The 24,874-nt window shown below is 47.2% G+C and carries 15 protein-coding genes and 1 rRNA gene; 1 reads left to right on the top strand and 15 read right to left on the bottom strand.

Annotation, left to right across the window (positions count from 1 at the left end):
• The 10 genes from AB4Z17_RS08770 to AB4Z17_RS08725 form a co-directional block, all read right to left on the bottom strand.
• Positions 1-351 (bottom strand): 16S ribosomal RNA (locus AB4Z17_RS08770); the annotation flags it as partial.
• A 419-nt stretch (positions 352-770) separates the two neighbouring features.
• A complete protein-coding gene (ligA, locus tag AB4Z17_RS08765; RefSeq protein ID WP_441959305.1) occupies positions 771-2,771 on the bottom strand; it encodes an NAD-dependent DNA ligase LigA in 2,001 nt (666 codons plus the stop codon).
• Between the two features lie 63 nt (positions 2,772-2,834).
• Complete coding sequence (gene pcrA, locus AB4Z17_RS08760) at positions 2,835-5,234, bottom strand: DNA helicase PcrA (protein WP_441959304.1); 2,400 nt, start codon at positions 5,232-5,234, stop codon at positions 2,835-2,837.
• Positions 5,235-5,468: 234 nt separating this feature from the next.
• Positions 5,469-6,164 carry a heptaprenylglyceryl phosphate synthase gene (locus tag AB4Z17_RS08755; protein ID WP_430057042.1) on the bottom strand — a complete coding sequence of 232 codons (696 nt, stop codon included), beginning with the start codon at positions 6,162-6,164 and terminating at the stop codon, positions 5,469-5,471.
• Between the two features lie 89 nt (positions 6,165-6,253).
• The gene (locus tag AB4Z17_RS08750; protein WP_441959302.1) at positions 6,254-7,717 is read right to left on the bottom strand and encodes a hypothetical protein; all 1,464 of its coding nucleotides are present in this window, start codon (positions 7,715-7,717) and stop codon (positions 6,254-6,256) included.
• A gap of 5 nt (positions 7,718-7,722) precedes the next feature.
• The gene (locus tag AB4Z17_RS08745) at positions 7,723-8,064 is read right to left on the bottom strand and encodes a hypothetical protein (RefSeq protein WP_441959300.1); all 342 of its coding nucleotides are present in this window, start codon (positions 8,062-8,064) and stop codon (positions 7,723-7,725) included.
• Positions 8,048-8,623: an RNA polymerase sigma factor gene (locus AB4Z17_RS08740; protein WP_441959298.1), complete on the bottom strand. Its 576-nt coding sequence runs from the start codon at positions 8,621-8,623 to the stop codon at positions 8,048-8,050. Before AB4Z17_RS08740 ends, AB4Z17_RS08745 begins: the two co-directional genes overlap by 17 nt.
• 140 nt (positions 8,624-8,763) lie before the next feature.
• Positions 8,764-11,295 carry a DUF3656 domain-containing U32 family peptidase gene (locus AB4Z17_RS08735; RefSeq protein WP_441959296.1) on the bottom strand — a complete coding sequence of 844 codons (2,532 nt, stop codon included), beginning with the start codon at positions 11,293-11,295 and terminating at the stop codon, positions 8,764-8,766.
• Between the two features lie 164 nt (positions 11,296-11,459).
• Positions 11,460-13,385, bottom strand: a complete 1,926-nt coding sequence (locus tag AB4Z17_RS08730) for a stalk domain-containing protein (protein WP_441959295.1) — start codon at positions 13,383-13,385, stop codon at positions 11,460-11,462.
• A 56-nt stretch (positions 13,386-13,441) separates the two neighbouring features.
• Entirely contained in the window at positions 13,442-14,557 is a 1,116-nt protein-coding gene (locus AB4Z17_RS08725) for a S1C family serine protease (RefSeq protein ID WP_441910244.1), read from the bottom strand.
• Positions 14,558-14,866: 309 nt separating this feature from the next.
• Between AB4Z17_RS08725 and AB4Z17_RS08720 the strand changes: the two genes are divergently transcribed.
• Positions 14,867-15,835, top strand: a complete 969-nt coding sequence (locus AB4Z17_RS08720; RefSeq protein WP_441910243.1) for a sugar phosphate isomerase/epimerase family protein — start codon at positions 14,867-14,869, stop codon at positions 15,833-15,835.
• 64 nt (positions 15,836-15,899) lie between these two features.
• On the opposite strand, the gene AB4Z17_RS08715 is transcribed toward AB4Z17_RS08720, so the two are convergent.
• The 5 genes from AB4Z17_RS08715 to AB4Z17_RS08695 form a co-directional block, all read right to left on the bottom strand.
• Positions 15,900-16,115: a hypothetical protein gene (locus AB4Z17_RS08715; RefSeq protein WP_076266151.1), complete on the bottom strand. Its 216-nt coding sequence runs from the start codon at positions 16,113-16,115 to the stop codon at positions 15,900-15,902.
• A 297-nt stretch (positions 16,116-16,412) separates the two neighbouring features.
• The gene (locus AB4Z17_RS08710) at positions 16,413-20,198 is read right to left on the bottom strand and encodes an S-layer homology domain-containing protein (RefSeq protein ID WP_441959293.1); all 3,786 of its coding nucleotides are present in this window, start codon (positions 20,196-20,198) and stop codon (positions 16,413-16,415) included.
• A gap of 31 nt (positions 20,199-20,229) precedes the next feature.
• Positions 20,230-21,183: a hypothetical protein gene (locus tag AB4Z17_RS08705; RefSeq protein ID WP_441959292.1), complete on the bottom strand. Its 954-nt coding sequence runs from the start codon at positions 21,181-21,183 to the stop codon at positions 20,230-20,232.
• A gap of 712 nt (positions 21,184-21,895) precedes the next feature.
• Complete coding sequence (locus AB4Z17_RS08700; RefSeq protein WP_441959291.1) at positions 21,896-23,011, bottom strand: glycoside hydrolase family 88 protein; 1,116 nt, start codon at positions 23,009-23,011, stop codon at positions 21,896-21,898.
• A gap of 9 nt (positions 23,012-23,020) precedes the next feature.
• The gene (locus AB4Z17_RS08695) at positions 23,021-24,871 is read right to left on the bottom strand and encodes a DUF2264 domain-containing protein (protein WP_441959290.1); all 1,851 of its coding nucleotides are present in this window, start codon (positions 24,869-24,871) and stop codon (positions 23,021-23,023) included.
• Positions 24,872-24,874: the final 3 nt, after the last annotated feature.

The raw sequence follows: 24,874 nt of genomic DNA, 5'->3' as shown, positions 1-24,874 counted from the left end.
GAGTCTGGGCCGTGTCTCAGTCCCAGTGTGGCCGATCACCCTCTCAGGTCGGCTACGCATCGTCGCCTTGGTGAGCCGTTACCTCACCAACTAGCTAATGCGCCGCGGGTCCATCTRTAAGTGATAGATTGCTCCATCTTTCCCGATTCAGTCATGCGACCATATCGCGTATCCGGTATTAGCATTCGTTTCCGAATGTTATCCCAGTCTTAYAGGCAGGTTACCCACGTGTTACTCACCCGTCCGCCGCTAAGTATCAGAGGTGCAAGCACCTCATCAACTCCGCTCGACTTGCATGTATTAGGCACGCCGCCAGCGTTCGTCCTGAGCCAGGATCAAACTCTCCAAATTGGTGTTTGACTTGCTCAATACTTAACTAGCTATTTTAAAACATTATCGGATCGACGTGATCCATTTGTTCAGTTTTCAAAGAACTTGTTTGTCACATTTTGTCGTGACAAGAAATGATATTATCATCTTCGTCCAACGTTGTCAACCGTTTGTTTCACAAATGTTTGTGAGTCAATCAATTGTTTGTCCGTGTCTCAGAAGCGACAAGAAATAATATATCACTTACGCAAACAGAATACAAGTTGAAAAAAATTACAATTACAATTTATTTTAACGCACTCATTATTCTGATTTATGGATAGTAATCCATCATCATTTTACTAAAAACAAAAGGAGCTATTCCTCAAGGTCTATAACCTTAAGGGACAGCTCCTTCTTATTAAAGCATTCAAAACAATGCTTTGAATAACGTCTTATTACTATATAACGGTTTCACCCAAAAGGCGCATTAACTCTGCTTCCTCTTCTATAACAGTAATACCAAGCTCGCGAGCTTTCGTCAGCTTGCYTCCTGCGCTTTCGCCTGCAACAACAAAATCTGTTTTCTTAGATACACTGCCTGAGATTTTGGCTCCGCAAGCTTCGAGCAGCTTCGCAGCTTCATCCCTAGACATCGTCGGCAGCGTACCTGTAAGTACGACTGTCTTCCCGCTGAATACACTATCATTCCTCGCAACCAGCTGCTGTTCCGCTTCAGCTTTCACACCTAGCTCGCGCATTCTGGCAATACTCGCAATAATAATGGGATCTTGAAAAAATCCAACGATGCTCTCAGCAACAATACCGCCAACATCCGGAAGCGTAATAAGCTCTGCAGCTTCCGCCTGCATAATAGCATCTAGATTTCCATAATGATCAGCCAGCATTTTCGTTGTTGCTTTGCCTGTGTTCGGAATGCCTAGGGCAAATAAGAATGACGCAAGCTCTCTATCCTTGGACTTTTCAAATGCGGCAAGCAGCTTGAGCGCCTTCTTCTCACCGAATCGTTCGAGTCCAATCAGATCATCGTAAGCAAGAGCGTACAAATCAGCAGGATCACGTACTCCGCAATCTTTGTATAGCTGTTCTGCTGTCATGACGCTGAACGTATCGATATCCATTGCATCCCGAGACGCAAAATGAGTGATCCGGCCGATAATTTGCGGCTGGCAGCCCAGCTTATTATTGCAGAATAGGTGAGCTCCCCGCTGCTCGAGCTCCGTTCCGCATGATGGACATACGGTTGGGAACACAATTTCTTCACCAGGCACATCATCTGCCTTGCCCAATATTTCTGGAATAACATCATTTGAGCGGCGAATCGTAACAAGTGTCCCTAGTGCGAACTTGAGGTTTTTGCGTTCAATATCGCCAATATTATTGAGCGTACAGTTTTGTACAGTAACACCAGCGAGCTCAACAGCCTCGACGCGCGCGACTGGGGTTATTTTGCCGGTACGGCCAACCTCCCAAGACACGGCTTCGAGTACTGTTGCTGCTTCCTCCGCTTCGAACTTAAAGGCAACCGCCCAGCGAGGGAATTTATCCGTATAACCTAGTGCTTCCCGTGTCCGCATATCTACAACCTTGATTACAGCACCATCAATGAGGAAATCCAGCTGCTCCCGTTTTTCTGTTACACGCAGCAGCTCTTCTTGAACCTCTTCGATCGTATTTTGATACGTTACATATGGATTCACCTTAAAGCGGTTGTCGTTCAGAAACTTCTGCATTTCATGATGATCTGCAAAAGAAACTCCGTCAGCGTAGCCGACATTATAGAAAAATGCGTTCAGCTTCCGCTCGGCTGTAACCCGCGGATTAAGATTGCGCAGCGCGCCTGCAGCGGCATTCCGTGCATTTTTGAGCGGTTCAGCTGCCGTTTCATTATATTTGGCGAGCACCGAAAGCTGCATAATGCCTTCTCCCTGCACTTCAACAATACCATCAGCCCAAGGAATTGTGAGCGGAACAGAACGTATTGTTCGAACCTGCTGCAATATCCCTTCGCCAATCGCACCGTTTCCGCGCGTAGCTGCTTGAACCAGCTGTCCATCCTCGTAGGTCAGATTCAGGGTCAAGCCGTCAAACTTCAGCTCAACGACATAAGTAGGCTGCGGCAAAGGCTCTTCTTCCGGATGTTTTGCATTATAATCGGCGACTGCTTTAAGCAATCTTGTATTCCACGAAAGCAGGTCTTCCGTATTTTGAGCTTTGTCCAAACTCCATAAACGAGCACGGTGTTTGTACGGCTCAAAACCTTTGAGCAAATCGCCGCCTACTCGCTGTGTCGGCGACTCAGGCAAAAGCACGCCCGTCTCCTTCTCCAAAGCGACAAGCTCATCATAGAGCCTGTCATAATCCGTGTCATTTATTGTAGGCTGATCAAGCGTGTAGTAGCGATAATTATGCTCTGCAATGATCGCAACAAGCTGCTGCATTCTCTCTAATTGAGCGTTCACGGAAGGCTCCTCCTTCTAATCGTCAAAAATGGCTGATCAACCTTATACTTTTGTTATCGGGGCAAAGCCGGCAAGCAATCGCTTGATGCCAACCGGAGCCGGGAATGCGATGTTAAGCTCCATATCCTTGCCCGTTCCTTTGACGGAGACGATAACCCCAATTCCCCATTTGCCATGCGACACGCGATCGCCTGACGCAAATGTTCCAGGCGCGGCATCGCCCGCCGCGCTGCTGCCCTGAGCCGCCCGAGCGGCTTCTTGCAGCGGCGTGCTGACACGCACGCCGCCTCCTCTGCCGCCCATCGCGGCCGAGCCCGTTCCCCCCATACCTGGGGAACGGCTGCCTGCACCGGGCGCACCGCCAGCTGGCGCGCGACCGGCAAACCCGCGGCTCGCGCCTTGCGCAGCCGCACCAGTACCGCCCGTGACGCTAACGCCGCTGCGAGTGCCCACGCTTCCACGTGAATAACCGCCGCTGCCGCTCGAAGCGCCTTCTCTTACGCTCTCTGGTATTTCCTGCAGGAAACGCGAAGGCATGTTGCTGCTCGTACGGCCAAACAAAGTCCGCATCCGCGCACATGTCAGATAAAGCCGTTTCTCCGCGCGGGTAATCCCTACATATGCAAGGCGCCGCTCCTCTTCAAGCTCTTCATTATCAGCAAGAGCACGGCTATGCGGAAATACGCTCTCCTCCATGCCGATAATGAAAACGACAGGAAACTCAAGTCCTTTAGCACTATGCATGGTCATCAGTGTAATCGCATCTTTGTTCTTCTCTGCTTCTTCTTCATCCTTGTTCAAGGAATCGATGTCGGCTATGAGTGCCAAATCAGTTAGGAACGCCACGAGCGTCCGATCCTCATTGCGCTTCTCAAAATCCATCGTCACCGACAGAAACTCATCGATATTCTCAAGACGCGCCTTCGACTCCAGCGTGTTCTCTTGATGCAGCTCCATCCGGTACTGCGACAGCTCCAGCACCTTCTCTGTAAGCTCCGTTACCGATAAATATTCAACCATCCGTGTAAGATTGTCGATAATCTCATAAAACTCGCGCAATAGCGTCCGTGTCCGAGCATTCACCTCAACCTCTCCGAGGTTGTTCAATACACGGTAAATGGAAGTGCCTCTTCTCGCAGCTTCATCCGCAAGCTTGCCAACCGTTGTATCCCCGATCCCCCGCTTCGGCACATTAATGATACGCACCAAGCTTATATCGTCATCCGGGTTGGAAACGAGCTTCAAATATCCGAGCAAATCCTTAATCTCTTTGCGATCATAGAACTTAATGCCGCCAACGATTTGATAAGGAATATCCGATTTAATCAAAATTTCCTCTATCACCCGCGACTGAGCATTGGTACGGTATAATATCGCATGATTGGCAAATTTATAGCCGTTATTCACATTTTTGCGAATTTCCCCCGTTACAAAATATCCTTCATCATGTTCAGTATCTGCTTGATAGAGTGCAATGAGATCACCCGCGCCTTGATCCGTCCATAGCTTCTTCGGCTTGCGCCCTGTATTCAGCTTAATAACCGCGTTTGCTGCATCGAGAATATTTGCTGTTGAACGATAGTTTTGCTCCAGCATGATCGTCCGCGCCTCTGGATAATCGCCCTCAAAATTCAAGATATTCGTAATGTCAGCTCCGCGCCAGCGGTAGATGGACTGATCGCTGTCGCCTACTACGCATATATTATGATGTTTATCCGCAAGCATGCGGGTCAGCATATATTGTGCTCTGTTCGTATCCTGATACTCATCCACATGAATATATCTGAACTTGTTCTGATAAAATTCAAGCACCTCTGGTACATCTTTAAACAGCTGAATCGTCATCATAATAAGATCGTCAAAATCAAGTGAGTTATTGCTTCTCAGCTTTTTCTGGTATTTCGTAAACACTTGGGCAACGATGCCCTCAAAATAGTCGCCGACCTTTTGCTCGAATTGCTCCGGCGTGATCAGCTCATTTTTCGCTCCGCTTATTGCAGCTTGAACCGCCTTCGGCTCAACCTTCTTCGTATCGATGTTCATATCCTTCATACAGCCGCGGATTACCGACAACTGGTCCGAAGAGTCCAAAATAGAGAAGCTGGATGTAAAACCGATCCGATCGATATCTCTTCTGAGGATACGCACGCACATCGAGTGGAAGGTAGATACCCAAATGTCCCGCCCTGATGGTCCAACAAGCGCACTGACCCTTTCCTGCATCTCTCGTGATGCTTTATTCGTAAAGGTGATGGCCAAAATACTCCATGGCGCGACACGCTTCTTTTCTATTAAGTAAGCAATTCGATGTGTCAGAACGCGAGTCTTGCCGCTGCCCGCTCCCGCCATAATCAAAAGCGGCCCGTCAGTCGCTTGAACAGCATCACGCTGCGGCGGGTTCAGCTTCTGTACCGCCTGCTCGATACTCATATAATTCAACATGCTCAGACTCCTTTGTTCGCATATGTTCGCCTCTCACCAGTGTAGACAACGGCTACCGCTGTGTCAATTTGAGAATATAGGAATTAGCTTGAATTATGACAGAAAGTATGTCAACGCTATAAACAAATAAAAGCATCTGCCGTTCTGTCCCATTGTCAATTAAGTGCAACTGGATCAGATACAGCGAATGCTTTTTTTCATTGAGACCATGGCTATAGGTAAAACAGGAACAACTCAGACATTCTTAACAGCTGCCACTGTCGATAACGCTGCTTCAAGATCGCTGTAAATAATGTTTCCTACAACGACGGTATGAGCAGCTTCTGCCGCTTGACGAGCTTTGTCTGCATTGTCAATTCCGCCGCCATAAAATACCCGTGCTTGCGTGGCTGTCATTCTTGCCCGTTTCACCAGCTGCATATCGCCGAATCGTCCGCTATATTCCAAATAAACAACCGGCAGGCGCATCAGCCGATCAGCCATTCGCACATGTGCGGTGAGCTCTGCTTCTGTCAGCTCCGTTTGCGCACCCGTAACTTTTGCAGCAGTAGCCTCTTCATTCAAAATAATATAGCCTTGCGCCGCCGTTTCTTCCCAAGGAACGAAGGAGCCATATTCTATTAGCCCTTCGGTTTGCCGTCCGGTAATCCATTCTGCTCTGCTCGTATTAAGGACAAGCGGTACAAAATAGCCGTCGAAGCCGGGAACCGCCCCCTCTAAAGTAGAAACCTCTAATGCACAGTCCACCGCATACCTGCGAATTCGTGCCATAAGATCCACTGTATTCTCAAAAGTAACGCCGCTGGAGCCTCCGACAATAATCGCATCGGTACCCGAGGTACAAATCGCGTCAAGCTGCTCATCGGAAATTTCTCGATCAGGGTCGAGCTTAAACACATGCCTCCAGCTTGAAAACCAAACCTCATTCATGAATGATCACGCCTCGCTTTGTCATAAATCAATTGTCGCATAATTGCTTTCCTTCTATGCTATGCCAGCGAGAAATCCGTGTCAAACAGTTACTCTCCTTCAAGCTTCTCTTTCATTTGCTTCATCAGGTCCTTATCGCTAGCATTGGGAACCCTTACCCGCTCTAAATAAGTCAAGGCTTCCGCTGGATCGCCGTCTGCCTTCGTAATGCCATAATAAATCAGTCTAGCTAGCGGACGCAGTGCGTCATCGTTATCCCCTTCTGACTTGTAAGACGCGATGGCTTCCTCATATTCCCCTTTAATGACCAGCCTGTCTCCAGCAAGCATCCCTTCCTCTGGCATCGTGAAAAACGGGGTTTTCTGGACTAGAGACGTGTAATAGCCGCTAGAGCTCGATATTTTGCGCCCGCCCGCATCATAAGCATCAACTGACCATATGAAATCTCCCCCGGGATAAACCGCGCCAAGCACTCCGATATTAGACAAAGCAACATTTCCTCCCGAGTCCATGCTTTTGCCAAATCCCAGCGTATTTCCTCTGAGTTCCTTCAAGCTGTACTCCGCTGTCGTTCCTTTAAAGCGCTCATCCGAGAGCTGTACTGTATTAGCGCCAACAGTATTACCATCTTTAATACGGAAAATGGACGTTATCGAAAGCGTATAGTAATCCGCACCCGGATAGGCATTCCATTCGAATTGCAATTTATCCCCGGTTAGCTGCTCTTTATTAACTGGTGATATAACACTTACTTGCGGTACAAATTGAAAATCGTATGTTTCTGTTTTGCCTTCTAGAGCGCTCACATACTCTCGGTCAGACTGCGTTAAGTAATATCCATTTACCTCAGCAGGGGTGACACCGACTCCAACCTCATACTTATTAGCATCCACGTCATAAAAACGATAAACACCATGCTCATCTGTAATGGCAACCGGGTAATGAAGATAAGGCGGCGTGCTCCATCCGCTTGCATCCTTGCGGTGCAATATAACAAACACATTCGCAGCCGGTTTTTCGCCAATCTTAACTTTCCCTGTTATAGCAGCCTGCTTATCAGGTATCGCCGTTCTTGTACTCAAAATCGCTTGATAGGTTCGCAGCTCCTCATCCGCATGAAATGTACCGGTATTCACATTTGCTTCAAGCTCTGCAAAAAGCCGTTCTGCTTTATCCCACTCCTTGTTCCACATATAAAGCTTGCCCAAATTAAATTTAACCCCATAAATATATGACGACGTTGAATATTGCTCCACCAAATGTTCGAGCCGGTTTATCTCGCGCATACGTTCCTCTGCCGTTCGTTCTCCTCCGCTGGAGGAGCTGCTGCTCGGGAAAATAAATATACGATCGTCGCCGCTCGAATCCGTAACCAGTTCGGACGCCTCAGACGCTAATAAAAGTGCAGATTCCGCACTCTCGGTTCGAGGAAACCACTTCCACAAAACATCGTATTTCTCCGTATGAAAAAGGAAAAAGGGAATTAGAAAATAGCAAGCTCCCGCTACAATCATAAGAAAAGCGAGCAGCATGGCCATCGTTTTCACTTTCATTCGTATCATTTTTCCTTCGGCCACCCTTCAAGCAGCTCTGATTCATAATAAACGCCGCCTGCGATCATAATTAACCGATCGCTGCCTTCAAGTTCGGGCTTGGCTGCCATCGTTTGCGGAGAATATACGGATGAAGTTAAACGCTGCCAGCCGATTACGGGTACAACGATACACATGCATAGAACTAAAACGACAGCAATCCCAGGTATACGCAGCTCCCGATTCCAAAATGAAGGAGGGCATGCTCGGTCTAAAACAGTCTTTTGAAGCTGTTCAGTGAACTGAACACCCGCCAGCTCTATATCCAAATTTTCACGAATGCTTTTTGCATCATGCTCTTGTTTCATCCTGCCAGTCTCCTTCCTCTAATKGCTGCCTGAGCTGTCGCCGTCCTCGCGCAAGCTTACTCTTAATGGTACTTTCCGGCTCACCGAGCACCTGCGCGATTTCTTTAATGGTCAGCTCTTGATAATAATAAAGAACGATGACCTCACGATATTTGAAAGGCATAACCTCAATGGATTCACGAAGCGATGAGGCCAGCAGCCATTGTTCAACTCCCGCATCGGTCGGCGCTTTAAACATCATGTTATGCACGCTCATTTCTTCTCCTGTTTCGGCTCGAAACAGCAGCCTTTTCCAAGAAGCGAGCCGCATCTTGCTGCGGCAGCGATTAATCGTCATTTGCAGCAGCCAGCCGCGCAGGCTTCCATCGCCGCGGTATTGTTTTATTTTTTGAAAGGCGGTTATAAATACCTCCTGGCTCACATCCTCTGCCAAGTGATGATCCTTTAGCAGCAAGGCGGCTGTACGCAAAATATCGTTGCCGTACTGCTCCATCAGCCACTTCAGGGCGGAGCCGTCACCGCCTATCAGTCGTTCAATCGCTCGTTGCTCCGCACTCATCCATTCACCTGCTCTCTCTATAAGTAAAGATGCGGTTTGAAGCGCAAAAGGTTGCAAATGCGCCTTTTTAAAATTTCACAGCAAAAAAATACCGCCCTCCCATTCGCAGAGAAGACGGTATTGCTTGAAATTTGTTAGATTTATTTGACCAGTTGACCACGCGTCACGCCAAGCTGGTTAATGGCTTTCAGGCTGCGCCATACTTGCGTACCGCTAATACGGCCATCAAGCGCATCACGGTAAAGAGACAACACTTCAAGCACTTTCTCCGGCGTTTCTTCTAGAAACTCGACACGGAAATTGGATACGCCCATTCCTACAAAATTGCGAATGTACTCAGCGCCCGATTGCTCGATTGCATTGTACACGGTATTGCGGCAGCCTTCGTCTACGCGTACAGGATGCGCCATGCCAATACGATCCTGCAGGGAAGCACGTTTCTCCTCACAAGGACGTCCGCAGTTTGTGAAGTCAGTTCCTTCACTCATAAAGGTGCAATATACGCAATGCTCCGTGTGGAACATCGGCAAATGCTGATGGATAACCATTTCCAGCATCGACGTATCTGAGTTTTCCAGCAAGTCAACCATCTGCTGAATGTTCAAATCATACGACGGTGTAATCAGATCAAGACCAACCTCGGTAAACAGCTTCACTGCCTTATGATTGGCTACGTTCAGTGAGAAATCGCCAATCAGCTTAGGAAACGGCTTGTCCGGATTAGCTGCACGGGCGCGCAAGTAGTAATAAAGCGCTCCAGTGTTCCGAACAAGTACGGCATCGGGCTGCAGCTTCAATATATTCGCATGGTAGCCATTTTCGCCAGGCATGTGAATGCGCGGCGTAGCCAGAGCAATCGGCTTGCCTGCTTCACGGGCAGCGGCTACCGCTGCAGGGAATTGTTTAATAAACTCAAAATCGGCGTATACATAAGCGACGTCGGTTTTGACTGCTGCCTGCACCTGCTCCAAGGTGCGGCATAGTGCGATCAAGTTTGCATCTTTTCCGCTCTGAGGAGCCAAAATATCTTTTTTCGCCACATCAGCCAAAACAGCGTCCTCGCTTGCATAAATTGCATTCTTCACATAGACAGGCGGCTTCGGACGCTCGCCTGCAAGCAGCTCTACCGCTTCACGGCGCAGTCTGTTCAGCTCACGGATCGGTACGATCAAATCGCCTTGCAGCTCTACCTCGAGCTTCTCAAGCTGATAAACCGTTCCGCCCAGACGGCCCAGTTGATCCTCAAGCAGCGCTGCATCCATCGGACGCTTCTGTGCCTGCTCCAAATCAATCTCTGACGCGACTTCAACCGTCGTTCCCTTCTGCACATCTGTCCACCAGGTACGCATCGGCTGACCAAGCGCGCCCGTCACTCGAACATGAAGCGGGAATACGCGATATGGCTTTTCTGTTTCAAAAGAAGCTCTGAGGCGTCTGTCCAGCGCCGGATCGTTCGTTTTCCACACACGGTCGCCTACATGAACCTTGCGCAAATCAACATCATTGCGTCCAGCAACCAGTTCGATCAATATGCCTTCCTGCGCTTCGCCCTCGATCTTCACGCCTTGACGGCGAATATCGTAAACGCGGCCGCCCTCTTCCTTTTTCGTCGGGTCGCCTGCATCAAACACAATGCCATCTCCGCGCTTAAGCGGCGCTTCGATCTTCAGCGTAACCGCATCGCGCATAATGCGCTCTACTCGGCCGAGGTAGACACCGCGGCTTTTCGGGAACGTACCCTCAACAAGCATCTTGTTGTTTGTTCCCGACAGGAAACCATGCGTGAAGCCGCGCGAGAAGCTTTGCTGCAGCTCACGCACATCCTCCACAGACGGCTTCGACAAGTCGCCGTCAAAATATTTATCGATCGCGCGCCGATACTTGCTCACGACATTCGCGACATATTCCGGACTTTTTAGACGTCCTTCAATTTTAAACGAGGTTACGCCCGCTTGGATGAGCTCCGGCACAATATCAATCGCCGCCAAATCCTTCGGCGACAGCAAATACGCAATGTCTCCCATCGGCTGTACCTCGCCATCGACCATCAAATCATACGGCAGCCGGCAAGCCTGCGCGCATTCACCGCGATTGGCCGAGCGTCCTCCCCACATCTCGGACGTGAGACACTGGCCCGAATACGATACGCATAGCGCACCGTGCACGAATACCTCCATTGGCAGCTTCGCTTGCTCGCCAATGGTACGAATTTGCTTCAAATTATTTTCGCGGCCTAGCACGACCCGCTCAAGACCAAACGGCTTCGTAAACTCGACAGCCTCTGGCGATGTGATCGTCATCTGAGTAGAGCCGTGAATTGGAAAGTCTGGCGACAGCTCGCGAATCAGCTTCACAAGTCCCAAATCCTGTACAATTACCGCGTCCACGCCTGCATCGATACACATTTCGATTAACTTTTGCGCGTCTCTCAGCTCATCCTCAAATACGAGAATATTAAATGTGAGGAAACCTTTTACCCCGTACGTATGCAAAAATGCCATAATTTCCGGCAGTTCCTCACTGCGGAAATTGTTCGCGCGTGCGCGGGCATTAAATTTCTCCACGCCAAAAAATATCGCATCCGCGCCATTTGCAACAGCCGCTCTCATGCAATCCCAATCGCCAGCCGGAGCCAGCAGCTCTATGTCCGATCTCATTATTGTATCTGTCATATTAACTATCAATCCCTCTCATTCTTGAAACCTGCTTCCACTATCTTAACAAACCACGGACATCTATACCACTACACAATACTGGCATCTCGCTAGCATTCACGTTTGACGCCTCATTTAAATGAAAAAAAGACCGATTCCCAAATAAGGGAACCGGCCTTCTACTAATTAAAACGAATCGATTGCACGGCGTCGTTAATGATTTTGAGGTTGCTTTCTGTAGCACGCACATCGTTGTAGTAGAAATTAAATACTATATTTCCTTGTGCTGATTCAAAAATATAAAACTCTTCTGTATACGGAATATCATCTTTTGGCTTAGAGGTATGGATAACGACATGCTGTGCTGTTTTCCCATTGATCGTAACCGTATTGGATTGCTTCGTCGTACTTCCCTCCGCGCTGCCTTCCGCTGAATTCACATATTGCAAAAGCGAGTTTACAACGCTAGCCGCTGGTGCATCCGACTCAAAAATATTTAAGCTTCCTGCACTAAACGAATACAAAACATCATCTTCGTTAAAGTTTTTCTGAATTCCATACCAGTAGGTTGGGAGTTCAATAGAATAACCATAAGTAGAGCTGCGTTTTGTTGTTTTTGTGCTGCGGTCAGCCAAATCATAGCTTTCCTCGACATTGCCAAAGTTTTTCTCAATTAAAGCAGTATCAATATCTACGGAAGCCAAAACTTGATTGTACGTAAGCTTGCTCTTCGCGCTATTAGCGGTAGGATACATATAAACTAATGTATAACGGTAATTTCCTGAAAATAAAGCAATCTCATTATAGGTAAACCATGCGTCCTCACCTAACGAAAGCTCATAGCTCAGCGCTACCGCCTTGCCATCAATCAAAGTTACTGGTGTAGTAACGAAGTTGCGAACACTTGAGTTAACAAAATCCTCACGAATTCTCGCTTCCCTCTTTTGTGCCCAATTGTCCATCGTAACGCCTGCTGTTAATGAAGTGAGAGAAAAGAAGAAAAGTTCCTTACCGTTTTGGAACGATGGTGTCGTGCTCTCATAATCTTTGTTCCAATCCGTTGGAAGCTTAACAGTGAGCCCGTAATCCTCGTCTTTGAAGGTGATTACGCCATCTTTTACCTTCGTAACATCCTTAAGCGATTTATCTGCTGTATTAAAGGAAGGAGTAAAGCTGTTTAAGAATGTATCATAGCTAGTCAAAACGGACTTATTCGCACCTTTAGCGCCTACAATAACAATGTAGTACTTATCGCCTTTTTGAATACCGCGATACTCGTAGTTCATTTTTGTTTGCTTAGCGTAGCTTATCACCTTCTCGAAGGTTAAACCGCCTACTGTGATCGTGCGTTTGTCTACTGTAATCTCATCTTGATCATAATAGGAAATCATAAGCTCTCTCTGCTCTTCGACAGACAGCAAGTCATCGCCTACACGTTCCGTAATCACATTCACTTGCGCAGCAACCTTGGAATCATCGGCAGTATCTGCCCAAGTAATAAATTCGCCGTTATCGCTTTGATCCACTTGAATCAAGCCTGCTGGATAATTTAATGACCAGCCATGGTAGCTGTCGCCAATTTTTGTTTTGCCAAATTCGGAATCAATAGATGTGCCGCCAGTAGCAGACGATTGCGCACGCACACCAATAATAATGGTTTCTTTAGTCGCATTGTCAGCTGTAATTTTTGCGCCAAAAGCTTCTACAATAACGCGCAGCGGCACCATTGTTGAGCCTTTAACCGCAACCGGAGCAACAGCTACTGCTTTAACTGCACCGTTCACTTTTACCGTTTTGCTGCCAAAAGTTAAAACAATCTTGCGGTCATTGTAAGTAAGTGTGATTACATTGCCGTTTTCCAATTTAAGTCCTGCGCCAAAAGCATTTGTAATGACTTTTAGCGGAACCATCGTTGTTCCGTTGCTTACAAAAGGAGCCTCTACCGTAGTAGCTTTCCCATTAATTTTGACCGTTTTGCTGCCCGCCTTCAAGCGTACTTCAACCTTATTGTCTGCCTCTGCTGCGAATGCAGCTACCGGCAGCATCGCTAAAACAAGCAAAACCGGCAAGAGCATGGTTAACATTCTTTTAAACATATTTAATCTCATAAACTATATCCCCTTATAATTAAATGATAGCTTTGTTCTAAATTTAACTCTGCCGCCTAACCTTCTACTAATGTCAACTTGCGGGTAACAAGGTCGCCGTCGATCTGCAGCATTACCTCTACTTGTTGACCCGGCAAATAACTTTTTAGGAGCTCATTAAGCTCCACCTTTGCGGATACTTGCTTGCCTGCAACTTTATAAAGCAAATCGCCAGCTTGGATACCTGCTTTTTTGGCGGCTGCCGATGTCACCGATTTGACTGTTAACGGGTCGGAGGTCGGGATTCCGATGAGCGCAGACCAGCTTTCCTCAAGTCCAAGGCCAAGCGAGGCGCGTTTCACATGTCCGTATTTGAAAAAATGACTCGTTACGTACTGTACGGTATCCGCAGGAATAGAGAACCCGAGATTATCGACTCCTACCTCTACAAATTTTAAAGAATTAATGCCGATGACCTCGCCTTTCATGTTGACAAGCGGCCCACCGCTGTTGCCTGGATTTATCGATGCATCCGTTTGGAGCAGGTTGTATGCCGAAGAAACACTCCGATTCATGCCGCTCAGGATACCGCTTGTTGCCGTATTGCGAAGGGAGAACGATACAGGTGTGCCGATGGCTACAACCGTCTCACCTACTTGAACCTTGAGCGGTGACGGGGCAAGCTTCGCGATTGGGAGCTTCGATGCCTTAATCTTAACTAATGCAAGATCACTCGCCTCATCGTGATGCGTGCGTTCTGCATCGTATTTCTTGCCGTCTGCTGTAACGACAACCAGATTGGTCATATCCTCAACAACATGCGCATTCGTCACGATCCAGCCATCTGTGCGAATAATAACGCCGGTTCCATGCGCCAATGCATACCTAGGATCTGCCGAGCCAATATCCTTCGGCTTGCCGATAATCGCGACGACGGAAGGCGATACCTTCTTTACAACCGATGGAATGTCGACTGGTGTATACGCGTACGTGTTTGTCTTGGAATCAAACGTACCCGTTCCGCCTAGAGCATTTGTTAATGAGCTTGCTTTGACATAAACCTCTCCATTAATTTTCGCAGCATTCAGCGTATGTGTAGCTGTGTTGCCTGCACCAGCACCCCATACCGTTCCTGCTGCAACAATCGCTCCTAATACAATGAAGCTGCAGACACGTAGCAAGCTGCTTTTCATGAAGCCACTCTCCTAATTTTTGTTCATGCACACCATTCTCTTAATGAAGAAACTATGCTGCATGAAATAGTAGTAATCCGTTGTAATATAGCATAATTTCCCATATACAACAATGAAAATCGGTAGACTTGTTCTCCCAAAAAAATACTAATTATTAATCTCGATTCCTCGTACTGCGCTTGTTTTGTTTAGTTATTATGCGATTTTGCCAAATATGATTTCGGTTATGTGTTCTGAGAATAGAAGTGTTATACTAGATGGGACTACTAAATCAATCCATATCGATGGATTCGGGAGGTAAATGAACAAATGAAATTAGGAGTATTTAGCGTACTTTTTGCACAAAAGCCGTTCGAGGAAGCACTTGACTACATCGCATCCAAAGGACTTGATGCCATTGAAATCGGAACTGGCGGATACCCTGGGAACGCACACTGTGACCTTGATGGTTTGCTTGCCGATGAAGGAAAACTGAAAGCGTTTAAACATGCAGTAGAATCACGCGGTTTGATGATCAGCGCACTTAGCTGCCACGGTAACCCTTTGCACCCTCAGAAAGCGATTTCGTCTGAGCATGATGAGGTTATTCGTAAAACGATTGAGCTTGCTAACCGTCTTGAAGTTTCCGTTGTAAATACTTTCTCCGGCTGCCCTGGCGATCACGAGGATGCAAAATATCCGAACTGGCCGGTTGCACCTTGGCCAAACGATTTCCAAGAAATTTTGAACTGGCAATGGGAAGCGAAAGTTATTCCATATTGGTCTGAGATCGGCAAAATTGCTACAGCTAGCGGTGTGAAGATGGGCCTTGAGCTGCATGGCGGTTTCTCCGTTCACAGCCCGGCTACTATGCTTCGCCTTCGCGAAGCGGCTGGCAATGCAATCGGCGCCAACCTAGACCCGAGCCACATGTGGTGGCAAGGAATTGACCCTGTTCAAGCGGTACATATCCTTGGACGCGCTGGAGCTATCCATCACTTCCATGCTAAGGATACGACAATCGATCCGATTAACGTAAATCACCACGGCGTAACGGACATGCAATCGTATGCCCTTATGCTTGACCGTGCTTGGCAGTTCCGTACAGTTGGTTATGGCCATGACCTCAAAACATGGGCAGACATCCTTAGCGCGCTTCGTCTAGTCGGCTACGACTATGTTGTGAGCATCGAGCATGAAGACGGCCTAATGTCCGTTGATGAAGGCTTCACGAAAGCTGTTCAAAATCTTCAACAAATTCTTATCCGCGAGCCGCTTGGCGAGATGTGGTGGGTTTAATTTCTAGCAACAAAGAAAAAGGTCTGCCGGACTTGTCCGGCAGACCTTTTTTCTATGTATGCTATTACGCCATCCAAACCTTTGTGATCATAATGAAATCAATCAACAAAAACAATGCGAGTGAAACGGTTGTAAAACCGATCGCAAAAATGTTTTTCTTCGGACGAGCGGTCAGTAGTCGAACCAGTCCGATTGCGATCAATACGGTAAAGGCCAACATAAACCAATCGAAAGTTCCAATTTTACTTGCTGTTTGAGCTGCTGCTTCTGCCAAAAACATGAAGGGACCTCCTTTTTTTCGCACGTAACCTATTTTACTATATGTTAGCTTTTTGTGGCTCAAGGCGCAAGTCCGAATCTTCATTCGTAACAACTTTGTCACGATTTACTAAAAAAAATGAATCTTTAGCTTAGAGCCGGCATTTTACTAATAAGCCCTCATCTATAAATTGTCCATCTCTACCAAGATCTATAACAGCATTTTGACGATACTGAATGAGTCTACACCCTTGATGAAATAATAAAATAACTAAAAAAGGAATCGGGAAGTATTTCACTCTTCCCGATCCCTAACGAGCTACTTGCTATTCAGCAATGCTATAATTAAAGTCACCGCTTCTGCCCTTGTTGCCTGATCCGCAGGAGCGAATATGCCGCCATCTCTGCCTTGAAGTAGTCCCGCTTTGAATGCTGCTGCCACATAAGGTTTTGCCCAATTTGGGATTTGATCAGCATCTTTAAACGATAGCTCGGCATTGTTCTCTAGAGGCAGCTTCTTCGCACGGACGATCATAGCTGCCACCTCTGCGCGCGTAATCGCTTGAGCCGGACGATACGTGTTATCCTCGAACCCGCTTGCGATACCTGCGTTCACTACACTCGCAATATAAGGTCTTGCCCATGCAGGAATCATGTCGATATCTGCAAAATCAGCGTCGCCTTTTTCTTCTAGATGCAGAGCTCTTGCCAGCATTGCAGCAAATTCTCCGCGCGTTACACTTGCATTTGGACGGAAGGAATTGTCCGTATAGCCATTAATAAATTTAAGCTTAACCGCTTGCTGTATGGCATCCGATGCCCAGTGTCCTTCGATGTCCGTTAGTACAATGTCCGTTGTCGGTTTCTCAGGATCTTTTCCACCTGGATTCACCGGGTCAGGATTGGTTGTACCGCCTCCAGGTGTACCACCCGGCGATGATGTATCCACGTTCGTTTTCACGACAACACTTGGACCATCCTCACTCCACTTGCCGCCTGCGTTGCCCGCTTCAATCTTGAACGTGTAAGACGTATCCGCAGATAGTCCGCTTACTTGGTAGCTATACACACTGCCTGCAACGCTCGCCAGTTTGACGCCATCCTTGTAAATGGCATATTCTGTGATGCTTGGAGCATCGACAGCCGGTGTCCAGTTTAAGGTTACTCCCGTCTGCGTCACATTCGAAGCGGTCACTACTGCGTTTTCCCATGCTGGCGCCTTTGGCTCTGGTTGTTTTACGTGAAGAGTCAGCGCTTTTGCCCGTAATGGAACTAATTCACCCGTCGAAGAATATTTAATATTGTCGAAAGCAAATGTACGTCCATTTGCACTATCCCATAAATAACCGAGTACGATTCTGTCGAAGCTTGCAATCGCTGCCGTTGTTTTCACCAATTGCCCATCGATATACATCTTTAAATCTGTACCTGATGTGTAATCCCACTTCAGTTCATGCCAACCGACGCTTCGTTTCACAGGAGTGGCTTCCCATGCGGTTGAAGATCCGCTTGCCCTTACTGAATAATACTCCAGCGACCCATAGGTGCCGCCGTCATACAATAAGCCCATGCCTGCAAGCAGGCTGCTTCTTGCATTTCCGACATGCGCGACAACCCGCGTCTTCGAGCTTTCGGAGCCGTCATCATAAAGCATCATCGATACGACGCCCTGCTGCTTGCCGCCAAACACCTTTTGAATGGCATTGCTGCCGTTTCCAACAACAAATAGCGCACTTTGATCGCCATGATAAGCGACCTTATCCGAAATGCTGCCCGTCGTAATACTCGTACCAGTCTCTGGCAGGAAGTCATTCCAGCCGTTCTCGAAGCTCTCCGAGTAGACCAAGTCCTTGTATTCCTGCACCTTAGCAGAAACCTCAACCTCAGTGACTCCTGCTAGATCGCCGATCACCTCAAGCTTGCCTGTCAACGAGTCTATGACGACATTCTCATTATTCGTCGCATACTCTACTTGATGATAATCCGCATATTCAATCGCATTTTGATCCTCCGTCACGCCGTCAATTCTTAGCTGCAGCGTAGTCTTCTCCTCCGACAGCTCCGTTTCGTCTGAAGCAACAAGGTAGGATACAACCTTTGAAGGCGCATGAACAATGACTCGCGCTTCAGCTTTCACATTCGGATTAATAGTGCTTTCAGCTGTAATGATCGTTTCGCCCTCAAGCAGCGGGGATACAAAACCTTGCGCATTAATGGCGGCCACTGCAGGATTGCTGCTCGACCATTTGATTCCTTTAAACCATGCGTTGTCTGGACCAACCGAAGCCGTCATCTTCTCGCCTCTACGCTTTGCATGAAGCTCCAGCACAGGCTTGTCAATGACAATCGTTTGCGGCATTACCTCTGGTGCCTGCTCGCTTGGCGCATCATTCGAATATTCATGCGCTCCGATATCCACATTAGCTGCAGATGTGATCGCATTATTAAAGAAGTCTTTTGTTGCAGGTGCCCATACCGATGGCGTCAATGCTGTCATATCCATCCCTGCATCGATTGCCGGTGAGCCTGGCAGCAATTTGTATCCGTTCAATTTCTCTGCATCAAATGTGCTTTGGCTAGCATTAATGATATCTTTGGGCTCTTCACCCGCTCTTGCGAATTGCGGACTTGCAAACAAGTTTTGATCCAATGATAATCCAGTCAGCTTCAAATCCTTGTACTCGCTGCCCGGATAAAAAATATTATTTTTCACTTCGCCGCCAGCAAAGCGGTCTTGTCCAATCGTTGTATTGGCCTTGGAGTAAAAGATATTATTGTACATTCTTAAGTATTTTCCAGGATCGCTGATCAGCTTCGTCTGCACCTGCGCATCCGTAAAGAAAGTATTGTTATGAATTAATGGAGCATCTCCAAGTGTAGTAGGAAGATAATGGAATATATATCGACCATCTCCATCATTTACACTAATATTATAGCGAACGAGAGAGTTTGTTGAGCCGCTCATAAATAATATGAATCCACCACGGTTGCTGTGGCTGTAGTTATATTGATAGAGAGTTCCTTCGCAAAACATATCTACGTCAAAGGCCTGCCCATCATTGTAGCCATAAATACCGCCATATACTTCATTGTATTGAATGACCATATCCTTCACGCCAATGACCCATAGGCCGGCATAATTGACGTTGCCTACATTTTTCGCCGAATGCCTGACGACCGTATTGTATTCCATTCTGCCGTTGCTGCCCACGTTGCTCATAACGAAGCCGTCACCCTGCACATCGGCAACATAGTTGTTATTGAACACCACATTTCGCAGAACTCTCGGGAAATTTGCTTTCGTATCGCCTTCTCGGTAAAGACCCGCATTTCGAATGCCTTCGATATCGACCCGCTCCACCGTATTTCCTTCAACGAGCACATCCTCAATATTGCCAAGAATCAGAATGCCGCCGCTGCCTACTTTCCAGCCAGTAGGGTTGCCATCGACATCGTGGATATAGTTGTTCTTCACTACGATTCCTCGGTGCGGGTTAGCTTCCCATTCCGTTACATTGGTTGAAGCTGTTCTAATGTTAATGCCTGCCCGCTGCGAGACAACGTCAGGGTTTTTATTCGTTAATTCAAAGTTGTGAAACTGCAGGTAGCTGCCGTCCACAACGTCGATCGTAGCGGATAATGTTTTATCCTTCACGCCTGTATAATTTTGAATAATAGCCGATTTCTCAGTCGTTGTTGTTCCATTGCCGTTAATGATTGGTCTTACAGAAGGATCATCACTGCCATATTTATCGAAGATGATCGGTGCTTCCTTGGTGCCCGATATTCCTCTTAGCTTCAATGAGCCATTCCATACATCGCCAGCCTTGAATAAAATGCGATCGCCAGGCTTCCAGCCTACGCTGTTAACCTTCTCTAGTGATGCCCAAGCCTTATCCTCCGATTTGCCATCATTATCGTCATTGCCCTCATTGCTGACATAATATGTCGAGCCTGTTACCGTCTGCTCTGCTATGGCTAGCGGCTGCGAATCCTCCGGTGGTACGCCCGTTTCCTGTGCTGAAACAGCAGGAATCGCTATTGTCGTTAAGAGTGCGACTAATAGAACCATGGATACAAGCTTTTGCTGCATATAATGCTTCAAAAAAATCATCCTCCTATTATTTTTGATACACTTACGACATGAACGTTATTTTAGGAAACACCTCCTTATTAAATTCAATCTTCGTCTGTTTCAAACGCTTGCCCACTTCTTCTTCCAGCCGCTCCTGCACATACAGTTGAACGACGGCGTTCTTAACATCCTCATACTTTTCCATGCCTTTATCTCGCTTTGCTAGAAGCCTATACCTATACATTCCCTCGCCTGATTGATCGATATCGCTATACTCGCCTTCCGAGAGGCCAAGAAATAGGGTGTAAAGATTTTGCGATAGTGTATCCTCTTTGGAGGTTTCCGCCAGATTAAGTGTCAGCACCTCCTTCATACCCGCTTTGCTATCCAAGGAAATTTTCTCGTAATCGAATTCATACCCTTTGTGAAAATACTGCTGCTTCACCTTGTCATAATAAAGTTTAAGCTMTTGGTCGGGCAGTGAACGTTGCGCTTCCTTCGCCCATTTATCGATGAGCTTCTGAACGTTCATGCTTTGATAATAGGAGTAGTACTCTGCTTTCCCATACTTCTTGGGGCCGTAAATAGGCTGATTGTTAGCTGCTTTTTTTGCTCTATCCTTATTTTCTTGATCATAGCTCTTCAAGAACGCTTCGTAAGAAATGTCACTGAGGATACCATTCTCCTTCAAAATGATTTGCTCCATTTTCACCTTCACAAGCTCATCCATAGCTTTTTGCTTCGCATACTCCAGCGGGTTTTCACCGTTGAACGATGCTGCCCAAAAATCCTTGTCATAATCGGCATTGTAGGTTCGCTTGAAATAACTTGTCGTTAAAGCCTTGTTGCTTTGTAAAAAAGCTTGAAATTCACTTTCCGATACATCGTAATCATCGATAGTAAACACAGTCTTATCCGCAGGGTTTAGAGCAGGCATGTTACCAAGCGATAATGCTCCTGCAATAAGTACAATAAGCATGCTGCATACGACGAATAACAGCTTTTTCCCTTTCACGTTGTCCTTGCCTCCTCCCTCTATGTAAGCACTTACAATTAAACTTTGTACTATTATAGACAGAAACCAAACTTCGCTATAATGAACAGATTTGACTGATATCGTATAATTTTTACCTATTGCTAAAAATGCAGCTAAACCGCTTTGCCAATGCATCAACATAACCAATCCATTTCCTCCCCTCCATAAAAAGGAGCTGTCCCAAAAGAGATTAACTCGCTGTAGAGATAGCTCGATACGATAATTGAAAAGATGGCGTTACCGAGATTTATTCCTATGACGCCATTTTTCTCTTTTTGGTCTGTTGATGCTCGATTAAGCAAACGGTGGGCAAGCGAATTTTGGAGTATAGATGAGGCGGGAAGTGGAGCTGTAAACACACATAGGTTCTTACAGCGTGTGAAATGGCTAGGCTTGCTGTCTGTAAGCACATATATGTGCTTACTGCGGTGCTGAGGCGTCTGATCGAGGTGGGAATTGGAGCTGTAAGCACACATAGGTTCTTACAGCGTGTGAAATGGCTAGGCTTGCTGTCTGTAAGCGCATATATGCGCTTATAGAGTTGCKGCGGCGTCTGATCGAGGYGGGARWTGRAGCWRTAAGCACACATAGGTTCTTACAGCGAATAAATCGATTAGATTTGTTGGAGGGTGCCCCTGAAGCTTAACGCTTTTGGGACAACCTCTTATTTATCAATATATGAATGGAACTTCTACCAATACCCTTTAATTCCATTGTTCATACGAATTAACGCTTCTAAATAATAATAATCGCCCCAAATCATATAATCATCCGGCGCGTGATCGCCCCGCACATGATAAGAGCCATGCTTCAGCAGCCCCTCCGCATTCGGAAGATCTGTTGTTGCATAATGCTGAGCTAATGAATTCATGCTGCTATGAATGGCCTTTTCGAATATAGCAAGATCGGCATCCCCTTCAGCAAGCAGCTCCATCAGCTCCAACATGCCGCATACTGCAATAGCCGATGCTGAGCTGTCACGAGGCGTATCCCATTCCATCGGTACATCAAAATCCCAATAAGCGACATGATCCTCGGGCAAATGCTCAATGAAGTAATGAGCCAGCCGTTTGGACGTCTCCAAAAAAGCGGCATCCTTTGTATAGCGATATGCGAGTGCAAATCCATAAATGCCCCAAGCTTGCCCTCTTGTCCAAGTCGAGCCATCCTCATAACCTTGATGAGTCCCGCCTCGAAGCGCATGCCCCGTCTTAGGATCGAAGTAAAACGTATGATACGATGATCGGTCGCCACGAACCAGAAATTTTTGACTGGCACAAGCATGTTTGTAGGCAATATCATAATATTTTTGTTCGCCTGTCTGTTCATAGGCCCAGAACAATAGTGGAAGATTCATTAAACAATCAATGATCATTCGTCCCCCGTTTTCCGGGTCATCCTCTTTGCCCCAGGCTTGAATGATCCCTATCCTCGGCCGCCAGCGTGAATAGAGCCTCTCAGCAGCTTCAAGCGCCACCATCCGGGCCTCTTCGCTTCCTGTCACTCGCCACTCTGCAACGGCTGACAACGAATATAGGAAACCAATATCATGATGATCGAGCGCTACATGGCGATCAAGCCGGTCTTTAAAGCTCGGCAAAAAGGACTGTGCTGCTTCCTTATAGAAAACATCTTCACTAGATTCATAGGCAAGCCACATCATGCCAATATAAAAGCCTTCGATCCAGTCATCATTCTCTCCCCACTCATAACGCTGCCCCTCCGAAATATGCGGCAGCTTGCCTGGATGTTTACCTATATTTTGCTTCACTTTAACTATCGCATCGTCAATTGCTGTTTGCCACATCACTATTTATCACCTCAGAAGAATGTCATTATGAAGTATATTTCCGATTATTACTTTCCCCGAGCTTTCCCGCTCAACGCTAGGAGGGTTTAACCACTCCAGCTCGTTCTCTTTGCTGTTCGTCGCACCAAAGACAGCGGATATGAGTATATGCTCACCTTGAGTCAAACGAGCGGTTAGCGTGGGTATCATCGTTCGAGGCTTAAGCACATTTGTATTCGCCTCTGGATAAACCATCATCGCTTGTTCGAAGCCGGAAATGTTAATCATTCCACTCATTCCATCCGGCATTTTTGCCAGCACGCCTCCCGTTGCCGTTAGGACAACTGCTTGATCCTTTGCGTCACCTGCCAACGTCTGAACCGCAAATCCACCCTCGGCGACATCAAGCTCGCGCTCCGTTTTGATTCGATGTACACGAACATGCCACAAGCCCGCCGGGATAATCCATGTCTGTATCTCTACATTTGCCCATGGCAGCCAGCGGGAGTAGACCGATTGCTCCTGAATTCGGAATTCCTCACAAAATCGCCGAACTCGGTAATGCTCATCGCATTCACTTAGCGCAAGTGTCGAATCATAGGCCCCCTGCGTAAGCCCGTAGTAACCTTTTGGCACGCTGAAGCCGAATAAGGTCGAATAGGCGAATTTCGAATATTTTGCCGCGCTATGCGACATATCGAAGTTAGCCATTTGGCCTGAGCCATAGGCAATAACATGCTTATGACCTTCCGGACGGCTAATGGTCATACGTGCATGCGGCTGAGCGACAAGCGGCTTAAGCTCAGGCAATGCCTCTTCCTCTGCCTGCCAGAAGGGATGCTCATCCGGCAAAGCTAAAATAAGAAATGCTTTATACGACCAATAAGGAGATCCTGGCGCATTATAGCCTTCGCCCATCAGTAAATTCGGATAAGCATATCCGATACTTAGCAAGCCATCAGGCGTAAAGATCGGCTGTGAGAACCACCAGCGCAAATGGCGCATAATAATGCCTTTCATCACTCCCATGGAGTAAGGCAGCACATCCGCAAATACTAACGCACTCCAGAAAGAAACTTGTGCAAAACGATACGTGAGGCTGCGCCCGAATGGGATGCTGCTTCCATCCTCCGAGAACCAATGTATGAAATCCTGAGCGAACAGGCTTGCACGCTCACGGTAACGCGCAGCCCGCTCCGCATCCTCTTTCTCCATCAGCTTGGCATAGAGGAGTCCATAATAATGCATGGCGAACGGAATATAATAGTCCCGCTGATCCGTCTTCCCATCCGAATACCAGCCGTCGCTTAAGTAATAGGAATCAATAGTGTCCAGGTAGGTGTCCATTATGTCCYGATCATGCGGCAAACCTACTTTTTGGAAGCCCACATTCACTAGCACCGTAAACATCAGCCAGTTATTCGGATTGGAACGATCAACGAGATTTATCTGGTTAAGCCAGCGGTATACATTGTCTTTTTGCTTGTCTGTTAGCGGTTCCCATATTTTATGGGGAGCAAGCGCGAGTCCTAAGCCAAGAATAGATTGCTCTACCATTCTCTGATCTTTCGTTCCGAAACGGCCCCAATACTCCTCATGATCCGGATCGGTTCCGTGAATGATGCCCTGTACATACATCGGCCACAGCTCTGATTCTCCCCCGCCGCAGGCATGCGGAACTAGTCCCCATAATGGACGGGCAAAAGCTTCCATCAAAGCGATAGCCTCACTATGAATCGCTCCTGTCGCACCGAGATCCAAACCAGCGTATCCGGGAGTGAAGCGCTCCTTCAACGGTTCAAAGGCCTCGTTAACTGCTTGCTGCAAATCTGCTTTCGATTGTAATCTCACCTGATCTATTGCTCTCGCTGCTGTCATAAA

Source organism: Paenibacillus sp. TAF43_2, from assembly GCF_052113545.1.
Taxonomy (GTDB): Bacteria; Bacillota; Bacilli; order Paenibacillales; family Paenibacillaceae; genus Pristimantibacillus.
This window is presented reverse-complemented; position numbering and strand designations above follow the sequence as displayed.